Genomic DNA, 13,699 nt, shown 5'->3' with positions numbered 1-13,699 from the left:
GTGCCCTGGCTTTCCCATCGTCACGGTGTTTGGTGGTGTGGGGGGGCGCGGCCGATCCGGTCGCGGCCGCGACCGGATCGGCGCCCGTCCGGCGAGGAAGCGCAGCACCCACGCGCGGCGCGTGGGGCAAAACGGGCACCGTACATCTCCGGTGGGCAGTTCACCCATTGGCAAACTGGCCTCCGACCAGGCGTCATCCGTCCCCCAGGACCTGTTCACCCTGCGTTCACCCGTCCCCGGAGGGCCGGTTACCTAGCGCTCTTAGCGTCCCTGTCAGTCGACGACCCCCCGTCGGCAAGCACCCCGACGAAGGGACCGCAGTGAACTTCAAGCGGCACGGCATCATGGCCGGCATCGCGCTCACCGCGACGCTGGCGCTCACCGCGTGCGGCTCGGACAACAACGAGACCCCCAGCACGACGGGCAGCAACGGTGGCAGCGCCCCGGCCTCCACCATCACCTGCGCCAAGGGCTCGCTGACGGCCCAGGGCTCGTCCGCGCAGAAGAACGCGATGGACGAATGGATCAAGACGTACCAGCAGAAGTGCGCGGACGCCAAGATCGACTACCAGAGCACCGGCTCCGGTGCGGGTATCACCGCCTTCTCGGGTGGCACGGCTGACTTCGCCGGCTCCGACTCCGCCCTCAAGGACGGCGACGAGACCACCAAGGCCACCGCGCGCTGCGGCGGCAGCCCGGCGCTCAACCTGCCGATGGTCACGGGCCCGATCGCGATCGCATACAACCTCGACGGCGTCAAGGACCTCCAGCTCAAGCCGGAGACCCTGGCCAAGATCTTCGCCGGCTCGATCACCAAGTGGGACGACGCCGCGATCAAGGGTGACAACCCGAGCGCGACGCTGCCCTCCTCCCCGATCCTCGCCGTGCACCGCTCGGACTCCTCGGGCACGACCGAGAACTTCACCGGCTACCTGGACAAGGCCGCGGCCGGCGCCTGGACCTTCGGCAAGGACAAGGTCTGGAAGGCCACCGGCGGCCAGGCCGAGAAGGGCTCCGACGGCGTCGCGGCGGCGGTCAAGAAGGCGGCCGGCTCGATCGGTTACGTCGAGTGGTCGTTCGCCAAGGCCAACTCGCTCGGCACCGCCAAGATCTACAACGGCGCCGGTGAGTTCACCGCGCTGACCGGCACCGCGGCCGGCAAGACGATCGCGGGCGCCAAGATCACCGGTACCGGCGACGACCTGAAGCTCTCGATCGACTACACCACCAAGGAGGCCGGGGCGTACCCGATCGTCCTGGTGACCTACGAGATCGTCTGCAGCAAGGGCACCGCGGCCGACAAGCTCGCGCTGGTCAAGGGCTTCCTCGGGTACACCGCGAGCGCCGAGGGCCAGGCCGTCCTCGACAAGCTGGGCTACGCCCCGCTGCCCGAGTCGGTCCAGACCAAGGTTGCCGCCTCCATCAAGAACCTGGCCTGACAGGACGCTCCTTGAGCCAGCAGACTCTGCCTGCCACCTCCGCCGGTTCGCCCGGCGGAGGTGGCGGTCTTCCGAGGCGCCGCCGACTCGGCGCCGACATGCTCTTCCGCGGCACCGCGACGTTCGCCGGCTCGATGGTGCTCATCATCATCGCCGCCATCGCCGTCTTCCTCGTCGTGAAGGCCATCCCCGCCTTCCGGGACGACACCGAGAACTTCTTCACGTACAAGGCGTGGTTCACCGACGGCGACACGCCGAAGTTCGGCATCGCGGCCACGGCGTTCGGCACGGTCCTCACCGCCGCGCTGGCCCTGCTCATGGCGGTGCCGGTGGCGCTGGGCATCGCGCTGTGCCTGTCGCACTACGCGCACCGGCGGGTGGCGACCGCGCTGAGCTTCATCGTCGACCTGCTCGCCGCGGTCCCGAGCGTCGTGTTCGGCCTCTGGGGCCGCGACTACTTCTACGAGCCGGTCACCGACCTGTCGAAGTGGCTGCACGACACCGCCGGCTGGCTGCCGATCTTCGGCAGCGAGGGCCCGTACGGCAAGTCGGTCCTGCTCGGCTCGATCGTGCTGGCGATCATGATCCTGCCGATCGTGACGTCGCTGTCGCGCGAGGTGTTCCTGCAGACCCCGCGGGAGAACCAGGAGGCCGCGCTGGCGCTCGGCTCCACCAAGTGGGAGATGATCCGCACCGCCGTGCTCCCCTACGGCAAGGCGGGCATCATCGCCTCGGTCATGCTCGGCCTGGGCCGCGCGCTCGGCGAGACGATCGCCCTGGCGCTCACCCTCGGCAGCGTCTTCGCCGTCAACTTCGACCTGCTCGGGCCCGGCGGCATCACCATCGCCTCCAACATCGCCAACCGGTTCGGCGAGGCCGACGAGTTCGGCCGCAGCGCGCTGATCGCCTCCGGTCTGGTCCTGTTCGCCATCACCCTGGTCGTCAACATGGCCGCTCGCGCGATCGTGTACCGGCGCCGCGAGTTCGTCGGGAGCGCATGATGAGCGTGCAAACCAAGGAGCGGGTGGGCCTGCAGCACGCCCAGCAGCTGCGGGCCAGGTCGCTGCCGCCGTGGACGCCGTGGGCGGTCGCCGCGGCGGCGCTCGTGGTGTCGTTCGTCCTGGTGTACCTGACGTCCTGGGGCGGCGCGGTGCTCACCGGCGTCGTGGCGGCCGTGCTGTTCGTGGTGTTCCTCGGCATCGCGGCGACGGTCGTGGAGGGCAGCCGCTCGGCCCGCAACCGGATGGCCACCACGCTGATCTACGGCGCGTTCCTGCTCGCCCTGGCGCCGCTGCTGTCGGTCGCCTGGACGCTGGTCAGCAAGGGCAGCGCCCGCCTGGACGGCAACTTCTTCGGCACGTCGATGAACAACATCGGCGCGTTCGACAGCAACGGCGGCGCGTACCACGCGATCGTCGGCACGCTCGAGCAGGCCGGCATCGCCACGCTGATCACGGTGCCGCTGGGCATCCTCGGCGCGATCTACATCGTCGAGTACGGCCGCGGCTTCCTGGCCAACGCGATCCGCTTCTTCGTCGACGTCATGACCGGCATCCCGTCGATCGTGTCGGGCCTGTTCATCCTGTCGTTCTGGGTCTTCACGGTCACCCCGCTGTTCAACGACGGCCAGGCCCGCTACTCCGGCTTCGCCGCGGCGCTGTCGCTCAGCGTCCTGATGCTGCCGACGGTGGTGCGCTCGACCGAGGAGATGCTGCGGCTGGTGCCCAGCGCGCTGCGCGAGGGCGCGTACGCGCTCGGCGTGCCGAAGTGGAAGACGATCGTCAGCATCGTGCTGCCGACCGCCGGCCCCGGCATCGTCACCGGCGTCATGCTGGCGGTCGCCCGGGCCGCCGGCGAGACCGCGCCGGTCCTGCTGGTCGCCGGCGGTCTCAGCTCGATCAACTTCAACGTGTTCAGCGGCAACCAGTCGTCGCTGTCGCTGTTCGTGTTCGAGCAGGCCGGCCTTGCCTCGGAGTTCGCCCCCGGCCGCGCCTGGACGGCGGCGCTCACGCTGGTCGTCCTCGTCCTGGTCCTGACCGTCGCGGCGAAGCTCCTGGCCCGCCGAAACAAGCTCGCCCGATGAACCTCACTGGAGCGCCTCACATGGCAAAGCGCATCGAAGCCCACGGTGTCACCTCGTACTACGGATCCTTCAAGGCGATCGACGGCGTCTCGATGACCATCGAGCCGAAGTCCGTGACGGCGCTCATCGGCCCGTCCGGCTGCGGCAAGTCGACGTTCCTGCGGTCCATCAACCGGATGCACGAGGTCCTGCCCAACGCCCGGATCGAGGGGCAGCTCCTCATCGACGGGCAGAACATCTACGACCGCGACGTCGACGTCACCGCCGTGCGCCGGATGATCGGCATGGTCTTCCAGCGGCCCAACCCGTTCCCGACCATGTCGATCTTCGACAATGTCGTGGCCGGGCTGCGCCTCAACGGCGTGCGCAAGAAGTCGGTGCTGGAAGAGGTCGCGGAGAAGGCGCTGCGCAGCGCCAACCTGTGGAACGAGGTCAAGGACCGGCTCGGCCGCCCCGGTGCCGGCCTGTCCGGCGGTCAGCAGCAGCGGCTGTGCATCGCCCGCGCCATCGCGGTCGAGCCGCAGGTCGTGCTGATGGACGAGCCCTGCTCGGCGCTCGACCCGATCTCCACGCTCGCGATCGAGGACCTGATCACCGAGCTGAAGAACCAGTACACGATCGTGATCGTCACGCACAACATGCAGCAGGCGGCGCGCGTGTCGGACCGCACCGGGTTCTTCTCGATCGAGAAGACGGGCGACCCCGGCCGGCTCATCGAGTACGACGACACCGCGAAGATCTTCACCAACCCGTCGGTGAAGAAGACCGAGGACTACATCACCGGCCGCTTCGGCTGAGCTTCACACAGGGCGGATGGCGTCGGCGGGGTCCCGGTCCGGCGCCGCCGCCAGGGCCGCCTCGATGCTGCCCGCCGCCGCCAGCTCCCTGAGCGTGTGCATGGTCGGCGGCAGCATCGTGAAGCGGCCGTCCGCGGCCTCGGCCGGCGCGCACCAGACCGTGTCGTCGGCCTCTCCCCCGACGTCCCTGGTGACCTGCCCCTCCGGCAGCACCGCGAGGAAGAAGTACGTGTCGAAGCGCCGCGGCTCGAACTCCGGCGTGATCCAGCGGGACCAGGCCTCCAGCAGGTCCGAGCGCAGCACGAGCCCGTTGTCGGTGAGGAACTCGGCGAAGCCGATCTCCCGGGCGATCAGCGCCAGCCTGGCCCGCTCCCAGTCGGACCCGCTCACGTCGCCGACGACGGTGCCCACGTCGGCGCCGGCCAGCAGGACCCCGGACTCCTCGAACACCTCCCGGACCGCCGCGCAGACAACCGAGCGCGCCACCGACTCCTCCAGCCGCAGCCGCTGCGCCCACTGCGCCGGTGTCGGCCCCGCCCAGCCGGGCTGCACGGCGGCGTCCCGCGGGTCGACGCCCCCGCCGGGAAAGACGTACATCGACGCGGCGAACGCCATCGTGGGCACCCTGCGCAGCAGGTACACCTCGAACGGCGGGCGCATGAGCACCACGGTGCTGGCGAGGCGGGGCGCCACCGGTACACCACCTGCCGCGGCGAACTGACGGGCCTGCTCGGCCAGACCGGGCGGCAGACGGAACTCGACCATCTGCCTAGATTAGGGCCTGGCTTCGTGGCCGGGCCGGCCGTGGGTGCGGCGGCGCTCCTTCATGTCGGCCTCGTAGAGGTGCCGGCGGCCCTGGACAAGTTCGTCGCGGGCGTCGCGGTCCAGCTGCTTGAACAGGCCGTAGTAGTTGTCGTCGAAGTCCTCGACGATCTGGAACGTCCAGCGCCCGGCGAGCACGTTGCGGCCGACCAGCTCGGTCTCGATGCGCTCGGCGAGCTTGGCGTGGCCCGCGTCGCGGAAGAGCTGGACCGCATCGTCCAGCATCAGGTCGGCGTGGCCGATGAGCTGGTGCATGTCGTAGAGGCGCCCGCGGGCCCGCTCGACGGTCTCCAGCGCCTCGCTCAGCTTGCCCAGCGCCTCGACGGTGGCCTCGGAAACCCCGTCCGGCCTGCGGTGTTGTTCATCTGCTCCCACACCGCTGGGGGTACCCCGCCGGGCACTAGATTGAACGCATGGCCGACCGCATTCGCTGGGGCATCCTGTCCACCGGCAGCATCGCGAGCACGTTCGTCGAAGACCTGCGCCTGCTGCCGGACGCCACGGTGACCGCCGTCGGCTCGCGCACCACCGAGAGCGCCGAGCGGTTCGCGGCCAGGCACGGCATCCCGCGGGCGCACGGCTCGTGGCAGGCGCTGGTCGACGACCCCGAGGTCGACGCGATCTACGTGGCGACGCCGCACACCGCGCACTTCGACGCCACCATGCTGTCGCTGGCCGCGGGCAAGGCGACGCTGACGGAGAAGCCGTTCACGCTCGACGTGGCGTCCTCGGAGGTCCTGGTGGAGACCGCCCGCAGCAGCGGCGTCTTCCTCATGGAGGCGATGTGGACCCGGTGCATCCCGGCGGTGCGCCGGATGATCGAGCTCGTCGCCGAGGGCGCGATCGGCGCGCCGACCGCGGTGCACGCCGACTTCGGCATGCAGGTGCCGTTCGACGAGGCGCACCGGCTGTGGTCGCGCAACCTCGGCGGCGGCGGGCTGTATGACGTCGGGATCTACCCGGTGACGTTCGCGCACCTGTTCCTCGGCGCCCCGTCCAGCGTGCAGGCGTGGGCGTGGATCAGCGACGGCGGCATCGACCAGAACACCGGCATCCTGCTCGGCTACGACTCCGGCGCGGTCGCGGCGCTGACCTGCTCGCTGGTCGGCGACAGCTCGCGCCGGGCGACGATCACCGGCACCGAGGGCCGCATCGAGGTGCCGCGCGACTTCTTCCACCCGCAGGGCTTCACCATCTGGCACGGCGACCGGGCCGAGACCGTCGACCTGCCGTTCGAGGGCGCCGGCTACCACTTCGAGGCCGCCGAGGTGCACCGATGCCTGCGCGAGGGCCTCACCGAGAGCCCACTGGTCCCGCTCACCGAGACGCTGGACATTTTGACCGTTCTGGATGTTGTACGGGTAAAAGTCGGTCTTGACTACTCCGGCTGACGGGACCACCTGATCGTTCCCGCTTGGCTACCCTGCGCGATATGGCGAAGGAGATCCGGGCCGATCCCGCAGCGCTGAGCGATCTGGCGGACGCCAGCCTCGCCGCGGCCGAGCGCCTCGGCGACCAGTTCCGCGGCGGCTACCGGCACCTGCCACTACCCGCGTCGGCCTTCGGCACCCTCGGCGGCGCCGCGGCCCTCCACGGCACCTGCACCTACGTCCTGTCCGACGCCCAGACCGCGATCACGGACTTGGTCGCGGTCCTGGAGGGCGACGCCGACCGGCTGCTGCGCACGGCGTTCGCGTACCACGCCGCCGACCGCCACGCCGACCAGCGCATGGGTGGCTCCCGCGGAGCCTCGACATGACCCCGGCGCAGCGCGGCAGATGCGCTGCCGCCGCGACGCTGCGGCAGCTGGGTACCGCGACGGCCTCCCAGCACGGCGGAAGACCCGGCGCGACAGACCTGCGCCGCAGCGCCCGCGATGGCCGGATGCCGCCGCTGGGCGAGCGGACCTCGTTGGCCGCCGGCCAGACCAGCCAGCGACGCAACCCAGGCGGCGCGCCCGGCACGCGGCGCAACCGAGCGGACGGCGCGCCCATCCCGCAGCACCGCGCACGTCACCGCGCCATCGCTGGCTGGACCGGCCACCGGCGCCACCCGGGCGGCGCCACCGGTCCGTGGCACGACCAGGCAGGCGGCACGACCGGCGCGCGGCACGGCGGGTCGCACGACCGGCACGGCGGATCACAGGACGGGCATGGCGGGTGGCTCATGACCACGGTGGAGGTGGCGGCGTGACGGTGGCGATGGTGGTTGACACGATCACGGTCGACGACCTGTGGCGGCTCGACGCCCGGCCCGACCTGCTCGACGCGGCCGCCGGGGTGTGGCGGGCAACGGGCCGGGACGCGGCCGCAGCGCTGGCGATGCTGGACGTGGCGGCCCGGCCGGTGACCGGGGCCGGGTGGGCCGGGGACGCGGCCGACAGCTACCAGTGGCACCGGGGCAGGCTCGGCAAGGACCTGGACACTGTGGCCCGGCAGGCGGCGGAGGTCGCCGGGCGGTTCGAGGCGATGGCCGCGCTGCTGCGGCGGGGGCAGAATCTGCTCGACGACGGCTGGCGCGGGATCGCTGGGCTGGTGCCGCACCGGCGGGGCGGCGACGGCGTCACGTTCAGCCCGGTGGATCAGGGCCAGGCCGGCGCGGTCCAGCGGGCCGTGGCCGACGCGGGGGCGATCCGGGCCGAGATCGTGCAGGCGCTGCTGGTCCACGACGCGGCGCTGCGCGCCGGGCGGCCACAGTGGACGGTGATCGCGACGGGCTGGGGCGAGGTCGCGGCGGGGCGCGCGGAAGGCTGGCTGGCCGCCGCCGAACCCGCCGGCGGGGTCGACGTGATCATGGCGGGCAGCGTCGTGGTCAACGCCGGGGGCGGCAGCGACGTGGTGACGGTGCGCACCGAGGCGGACGGCAGCCGGCTCGTGCTGGTCGGTGGGGTGCCGGTGTGCGTACCGGCCGGTGCCCGGCTGGTGGTGCGGGCCGGTGCCGGAGACGACACCGTCCGCGTGGAGGGCGCCGGGGCGGTCACCGTGCTCGGTGGCGCGGGCGACGACACCCTCGAAGGCGGCGCCGGCGGCGACACGCTGATCGCCGGTGCGGGAGCGGACACGGTACGCGCCGGTGCCGGCAACGACCTGGTGAGCCTCGGGCCGTGGCGCGGCGGTGCCCAGGTCACGGCCGAGACCGCGGAGCTCGGCGACGGCGACGACCGGCTGTGGGGCAGCGCCGGTGCCGAGCGGGCCGACGGCGGTGAGGGCGCGGACCTGCTGTTCGGCGGCGACGGTGCGGACGTGATCAGCGCCGGCGGCGGCAACGACACCGTCGACGGCGGCGACGGCGAGGACCGGCTGACCGGCAACGGCGGCGACGACACGCTGTTCGGCGGGGACTCGGCCGACTACCTCGACGGCGGCACGGGCGACGACCACCTGGACGGCGGCGAGGGCGGCGACGTGCTGTACGGCCTGTCCGGCCGGGACACCCTGGCCGGCGGCGCGGGCGAGGACTACCTGGAGGGCGGCACCGGCGAGGACACCCTCGACGGGGGCGCCGGTCAGGACGTGCTGTCCGGCGGTCGCGGCGACGACGTGCTGATCGGCGGGGCCGGCGGCGACGTGCTGTACTCCGGGGCCGGCGCCGACGTGGTGCGCGGCGGTGAGGGCGTCGACACGCTGTACGGGCAGGGCGAGGACACCGCGGCGGGGGTCGAGGGGCTGGTGGCGGTGCCGGCGGCGGGCGAGCTGGGCGGCTTCGTGCGCATCGAGGGCGACGCCGAGTTCGTCGAGCGCGTCCAGGCCGACCTGGACCTGCTCAGCGCCTCCCCCGACGGCCGGCAGATGCTCGCCGCGCTGCAGGCGACCGCCACGACGGTCGTCATCCAGCCGGAGGCGGGCGACAACGGTCACGCGGTGGCCGGGCCGCGGCCCACGGTGCGCTACAACCCGGCGTGGGGTGGCGTGCTGGAGGGCCGGCCGCCGGTGGTGACCCTGTTCCACGAGCTGGCGCACGTGTACGACTTCACCCACGGCACCACCGACGAGCGGCCGTACAACGGCGCCAGCGGACGCGACGTGAACGGCTACGGCGACCCGGTGGCCAACTTCGAGCGGCAGGCGACCGGGCTGCCGATCGACGACGACGGGAACCCCGCGACCGCCAACCGGATCGATCCGCGGCACCCGGTCGAGCTCACCGAGAACGGCCTGCGGGCGGAGATGCACCTGCCGCACCGCGACACGTACGGCAACCCGTGACGCCGGTGCGGCACCCGAGGCGGCGCCGCACCGGACGGATCAGAACAGCGGGCGGGCGATCAGATACGCGATGACGGCGATCGCCCCGGCGGCCGGGAAGGTGAGCACCCAGGCGACCAGGATGTTGCCGGCCACGCTCCAGCGCACCGCGGAGATCCGCTTGGTGGCGCCGACGCCCATGATCGCCGAGGTGATCGAGTGCGTGGTCGAAATCGGCAGGCCGAGCCACGACGTGGTGAACAGCACACCCGAGGCGACGGTCTCGGCGGCGAAGCCCTGCGGCGGGTCCAGGTCGATGACCTTGCGGCCCAGCGTGCGGATGATCCGCCAGCCGCCGGAGTACGTGCCCAGCGCCAGCATCGTCGAGGAGGTCCAGAACACCCACTCGGGGATGTGGCTGGTGTTGTCCTGGTAGCCGCCGGCGTACAGGGCGAGGACCACGATGCCCATGGTCTTGGCGGCGTCCTGCATGCCGTGGCCGACCGACATCGCCGCGGCGGAGACCGTCTGCGCGTAGCGGAAGCCCTTGTTGAGCTTGCGCGGGTTGCCCCGGCGGAAGATCCACATGATGGCGATCATCATGAGCCCGCCGAGCGTGAAGCCGACCAACGGCGAGGCCACCATCGGGATGACGACCTTCTCGACGATGCCCGCCCAGAGCACGGTGGCGCCCTCGACGTCGAAGAGCATGGCGCCCAGGGAGGCCCCGACCAGGCCGCCGACCAGGGCGTGCGACGAGGAGGACGGGATCCCGAAGTACCAGGTGATGAGGTTCCACGAGATGGCGCCGACGACGCCGGCGAACACGATGCCGAGGCCGCTCATGCCGGCCGGCGGGCTGATGATGCCGCTGCCGACGGTCTTGGCCACGGCGCCGCCGAGGTGCGCGCCGACGAAGTTGCCGAGCGCGGCCATGATCAGGCCGGTACGCGGGCTGAGCGCCCGGGTGGACACGGAGGTCGCGATCGCGTTGGCCGCGTCGTGGAAGCCGTTGGTGTAGTCGAACACCAGCGCCACGAGGATGACGGCCAGCACGGCGACGAGCTGCGCGCTGATGTCACGACTCCTTGACGACGATGGTCTCGACCGTGTTGGCCACGTGCTCGAAGGCGTCGCAGGCGGCCTCGAGCTCGTCGACGACCTCCTTCATCTTGAGCACGGTGAGCGCGTCGTACTCACCGGAGAAGAGCCGCACGAGCAGCATGCGGTACGCGTTGTCGCCCTCGTTCTCCAGGCGGTTGCACTCGACCCAGTACTCCTCGAGGTTCTTCATGGTCTTCAGCCGCGGCATCGCGTCGGCGGTGAGGCGCGCCTGCTGATCGAGGACCTTGACGATCTCGTGCAGCTCACGGGGCAGCGACGGCAGCTTGGTCAGGCCGTACAGGTACAGCAGGCTGCCGACCGCCTCGAGGTGGTCCATCACGTCGTCGAGCAGCGAGCCGAGCCGGTAGATGTCCTCCCGGTCGAACGGCGTGATGAAGCTGGAGTTGATCTTCTTGTACAGCTCGTGCGTGATGGCGTCGCTGTCGTGCTCGACCTCGACCAGTCGCTCGCTGACGGTCTGCACGTCGACACCCGGCAGCGCCAGCTCGGAGAGCAGTTCGGTGCCCTTGACGAGGTTGCCCGCCGCACGGGTGAAGAAGTCGTAGAACGAATCGTCGCTGGGACGCAGCCTCAAACGCACAGCCTGACCTCGAGACGTGAACGAAATCCGCGAGTAACCGGTTGGTCCTCGGCGGGAATGCTAGATCCCGCTGCTGAGCTCGGCAGAACCGCAGTCCACAACCCATGTGCAGTTCATCTGTCGTTCAGCTGTTGTTCATCTGGTACGGCCACCCGGCGCGGCTCCGCCCGATGCTTGCGCTCGCGGTTGACCGGTTTGCGCAGAAAACGGGCCAGGGCGCGGCGGTGGCGGCTGGCGAGCAGGTCGGCCTGGGCGGCGCGCAGCTCCCGCCAGAACGCCGTCCGCGCCCCGCGCGGGTGCTCCGGGACGTCGACGAACCGAATCCGCCGCCCGCCGGCGTGCGCGGCGCCGACCAGCGACCGCAGGATGTGCCGGGCCTCGGCGGGGAACTCGTCCCACTCCTCCCGCGGGTCCCAGCCGAGCCGGGCCCCGAGCGCCTCGGTGACCAGCGGCGCGACGGTGACCGGCAGGCCGCCGGGCGCCAGGTCGGCGAAGCTGCCCTCCAGGAACACGTACCGCTCGTACGCGCCGAGCAGGTCCGCGCGGGACCAGTACGGCCCGGTCAGCACGACGGTGATCGCGCCGGGCACGACCCGGCCGCCGATGAACGTGGTGAACAACTCGGCCCGAGGGCGCAGCAGGTGATGGAGGGCCTCGTACTCGGGGCGCGCCGGCTGCGGCGGCGGGCCGCCGCGCTGGTGCGGGGGCCGGCCGGCCCGCGGGCCGGGGTCGGCGTGCACGAGCAGCAGGAACGGCTCGGCCCGGCGGGGATGGACCCGCGCGAGAGGGCTGGCCGCGACCAGGGCGGCCAGGGGCTCCAGGACGGCCGCCTCGAACGTCGGCGCCGGCTCACCGTCGGGCATCGGACAGTCCAGCCGCAGGACGGGCGGCCTGGTGTCGCCGTCGAGGCGCACGGCGACCTCGACACCGGCGAAGCCGGCGCGCACGGCGGTGAGGACCGGGTCGGCCGGGCCGTCGACCGCGACGAGGAGGCCGTCGGCGAGGTACGGCCGGCCGCGCCGCGCCCTCGCCGCGGCCAGTGCGCCCATCGCCGCGAGTCCAACCAGCCCGCTGGCGACTGTGGCCAGACCGTTGCTCATCCACAAATGGTATGCAACGTACATATCACCCGGGTGGGAAACGCCCTGCTTGAATGGATGCTGTGAGCGATGAGTTCAGCGTGCATCGCGGGCATCTGTTCGGTGTGGCGTACCGCATGCTCGGCAGCCGCGCCGACGCGGAGGACGCCGTGCAGGAGGCGTGGCTGCGCTACGCCGGGGCCGACACCTCCGACGTCGCCGACCTGCGCGCCTGGCTGACCACTGTCACGGGGCGGCTCTGCCTCGACCACCTGCGCGCGGCAAAGGTGCGCCGGGAGTCGTACGTCGGGCCGTGGCTGCCCTCCCCGCTGGTCGAGCGGCTGCCCGACCCGGCACAGGTGGACCCGGGCGAGCGGGTGTCGTTCCGCGACAGCGTCAGCACCGCGCTGCTGCTGGTCCTGGACGCGCTGACCCCGGAGCAGCGGGTCGCGTTCGTGCTGCACGACGTGTTCGCGGTGCCGTTCGCGGAGGTCGCGGCGACGCTCGGTACCACCACGGAGAACGCACGGCAGCTGGCCTCCCGGGCGCGCCGGGCGGTGGCCGACGGCGAACGTCGGCACACGACGGACCGGGCCAGGCAGGAGCAGGTGCTCGCGGCCTTCACCGCGGCCGCGGCCGGCGGCGACCTCGACGCGCTGCTCAAGATCCTCGCCCCAGACGTGGTCGCGCTCGGCGACGGCGGCGGCATCGCACCCGCGGCGCGGCGCCCGGTCGTCGGGGCCCTCGCCGTGGCGCGCTTCGTGCTCGGCCTCTACCGCAGGGCGCTGCGGCAGGGGTACGTGATGCGCCCCGCGCTCGTCAACGGCGACCTCGGGCTGGTCGGGCGGCTGCCGGACACCGGCGAGACCGTGGTCAGCAGCCTGGCGGTCAGCCCCGACGGGCTGGTCACCGGCCTCTACAACCAGCTCAACCCGATGAAGATCGGCCTACTGGACGAGCTGTAGCGGTCATCGGCCTACTGGACGAGCTGTAGCCAGTCGAGGTAGCGGTGGCCGAACGGCTCCGTGCGCTGCGTCACCGCGCCGAAGAGCCACTCGGCGCTGGTCTGCGCCTCGGCAATCACGTCGGGCGGGTAGGCGTACCTGACCTGGTGCGCGGCGAACTCGTCCTCGTCGAGCAGCTCGATTGCGCCCGCGCGCCGGCGCCGGACGTCGAGATCCAGGTCGATCATTGTGACCTCGGTCTCCTCGATCCAGTGCGGCACGGTCGTGATGTCGCAGTAGATCTCGGTGCGGTGCGGTGCGGCGTTGAAACACGCCGTCCACCAGGCCTGCCGCGGGAAGAGCAGCACGTGCGGCGCCTCGACCGGGCCGGTGCGCAGCGGGCCGCGGTGCACGACCGTGCCGCTGTCGGCGCCGACCCAGATGCCGTGGTCGTCCTCGCCGAGCAGCCTGGTCTCGTAGTTCCAGTGCAGCGATCCGTCGAACTTCCGGTAGACCACCCGCACCTGTGTCATGTGCCCACAGTACTGATCGTGTTGTCGTCGGCGGGTTTCTGTCGTACCGAGGCGGTAGCTTCTTGGCGTGACTGCCACGCTTCCCGCCCAGCGCACCTCCGACCTCCTTGCCA

The 13,699-nt window shown here is 71.7% G+C and carries 14 protein-coding genes; 8 read left to right on the top strand and 6 right to left on the bottom strand.

Going from position 1 to position 13,699, the window contains the following annotated elements:
• Positions 1–320 precede the first annotated feature (320 nt).
• The 4 genes from pstS to pstB all read left to right on the top strand — a co-directional run bounded on the left by pstS (position 321) and on the right by pstB (position 4,319).
• Complete coding sequence (gene pstS, locus AB0H83_RS20535) at positions 321–1,439, top strand: phosphate ABC transporter substrate-binding protein PstS (protein WP_360095937.1); 1,119 nt, start codon at positions 321–323, stop codon at positions 1,437–1,439.
• A gap of 98 nt (positions 1,440–1,537) precedes the next feature.
• Entirely contained in the window at positions 1,538–2,440 is a 903-nt protein-coding gene (gene pstC, locus AB0H83_RS20530) for a phosphate ABC transporter permease subunit PstC (protein ID WP_360095934.1), read from the top strand.
• Complete coding sequence (gene pstA, locus AB0H83_RS20525; RefSeq protein ID WP_360095931.1) at positions 2,440–3,522, top strand: phosphate ABC transporter permease PstA; 1,083 nt, start codon at positions 2,440–2,442, stop codon at positions 3,520–3,522. The genes pstC and pstA overlap by 1 nt, the downstream gene beginning before the upstream one ends.
• A gap of 20 nt (positions 3,523–3,542) precedes the next feature.
• Positions 3,543–4,319 (top strand): phosphate ABC transporter ATP-binding protein PstB, encoded by a 777-nt coding sequence (pstB, locus tag AB0H83_RS20520; RefSeq protein ID WP_360095928.1) that lies wholly within the window; start codon positions 3,543–3,545, stop codon positions 4,317–4,319.
• 3 nt (positions 4,320–4,322) lie between these two features.
• On the opposite strand, the gene AB0H83_RS20515 is transcribed toward pstB, so the two are convergent.
• Together AB0H83_RS20515 and AB0H83_RS20510 are read right to left on the bottom strand one after the other, a co-directional pair.
• Positions 4,323–5,084 (bottom strand): NUDIX hydrolase, encoded by a 762-nt coding sequence (locus AB0H83_RS20515; protein WP_360095925.1) that lies wholly within the window; start codon positions 5,082–5,084, stop codon positions 4,323–4,325.
• A 9-nt stretch (positions 5,085–5,093) separates the two neighbouring features.
• Entirely contained in the window at positions 5,094–5,516 is a 423-nt protein-coding gene (locus AB0H83_RS20510) for a hypothetical protein (RefSeq protein WP_360095922.1), read from the bottom strand.
• 38 nt (positions 5,517–5,554) lie between these two features.
• Here AB0H83_RS20510 and AB0H83_RS20505 point away from each other — a divergent pair, with 38 nt between their 5' ends.
• The 3 genes from AB0H83_RS20505 (at position 5,555) to AB0H83_RS20495 (ending at position 9,346) form a co-directional block, all read left to right on the top strand.
• Positions 5,555–6,532: a Gfo/Idh/MocA family oxidoreductase gene (locus tag AB0H83_RS20505; protein WP_360095919.1), complete on the top strand. Its 978-nt coding sequence runs from the start codon at positions 5,555–5,557 to the stop codon at positions 6,530–6,532.
• Positions 6,533–6,573: 41 nt separating this feature from the next.
• Positions 6,574–6,900 carry a hypothetical protein gene (locus AB0H83_RS20500; RefSeq protein WP_360095916.1) on the top strand — a complete coding sequence of 109 codons (327 nt, stop codon included), beginning with the start codon at positions 6,574–6,576 and terminating at the stop codon, positions 6,898–6,900.
• A 430-nt stretch (positions 6,901–7,330) separates the two neighbouring features.
• Positions 7,331–9,346, top strand: a complete 2,016-nt coding sequence (locus AB0H83_RS20495; RefSeq protein ID WP_360095913.1) for a M91 family zinc metallopeptidase — start codon at positions 7,331–7,333, stop codon at positions 9,344–9,346.
• Between the two features lie 39 nt (positions 9,347–9,385).
• Here the strand turns inward: AB0H83_RS20495 and AB0H83_RS20490 are convergent, their stop codons facing one another.
• From AB0H83_RS20490 to AB0H83_RS20480, 3 genes are all read right to left on the bottom strand, one after another.
• Positions 9,386–10,402 carry an inorganic phosphate transporter gene (locus AB0H83_RS20490; protein ID WP_360095974.1) on the bottom strand — a complete coding sequence of 339 codons (1,017 nt, stop codon included), beginning with the start codon at positions 10,400–10,402 and terminating at the stop codon, positions 9,386–9,388.
• A 1-nt stretch (position 10,403) separates the two neighbouring features.
• Complete coding sequence (locus tag AB0H83_RS20485) at positions 10,404–11,030, bottom strand: DUF47 family protein (protein ID WP_360095910.1); 627 nt, start codon at positions 11,028–11,030, stop codon at positions 10,404–10,406.
• Between the two features lie 113 nt (positions 11,031–11,143).
• The gene (locus tag AB0H83_RS20480; RefSeq protein ID WP_360095907.1) at positions 11,144–12,130 is read right to left on the bottom strand and encodes a hypothetical protein; all 987 of its coding nucleotides are present in this window, start codon (positions 12,128–12,130) and stop codon (positions 11,144–11,146) included.
• Between the two features lie 53 nt (positions 12,131–12,183).
• Here AB0H83_RS20480 and sigJ point away from each other — a divergent pair, with 53 nt between their 5' ends.
• On the top strand, positions 12,184–13,074 hold the full coding sequence (sigJ, locus tag AB0H83_RS20475; RefSeq protein WP_360095904.1) for an RNA polymerase sigma factor SigJ: 891 nt from the start codon (positions 12,184–12,186) through the stop codon (positions 13,072–13,074).
• Between the two features lie 11 nt (positions 13,075–13,085).
• Here the strand turns inward: sigJ and AB0H83_RS20470 are convergent, their stop codons facing one another.
• A complete protein-coding gene (locus AB0H83_RS20470) occupies positions 13,086–13,586 on the bottom strand; it encodes a DUF402 domain-containing protein (protein ID WP_360095901.1) in 501 nt (166 codons plus the stop codon).
• Between the last annotated feature and the right edge of the window lie 113 nt (positions 13,587–13,699).

Source organism: Dactylosporangium sp. NPDC050688 (assembly GCF_040654515.1).
Lineage (GTDB): Bacteria > Actinomycetota > Actinomycetes > Mycobacteriales > Micromonosporaceae > Dactylosporangium.
This window is presented reverse-complemented; position numbering and strand designations above follow the sequence as displayed.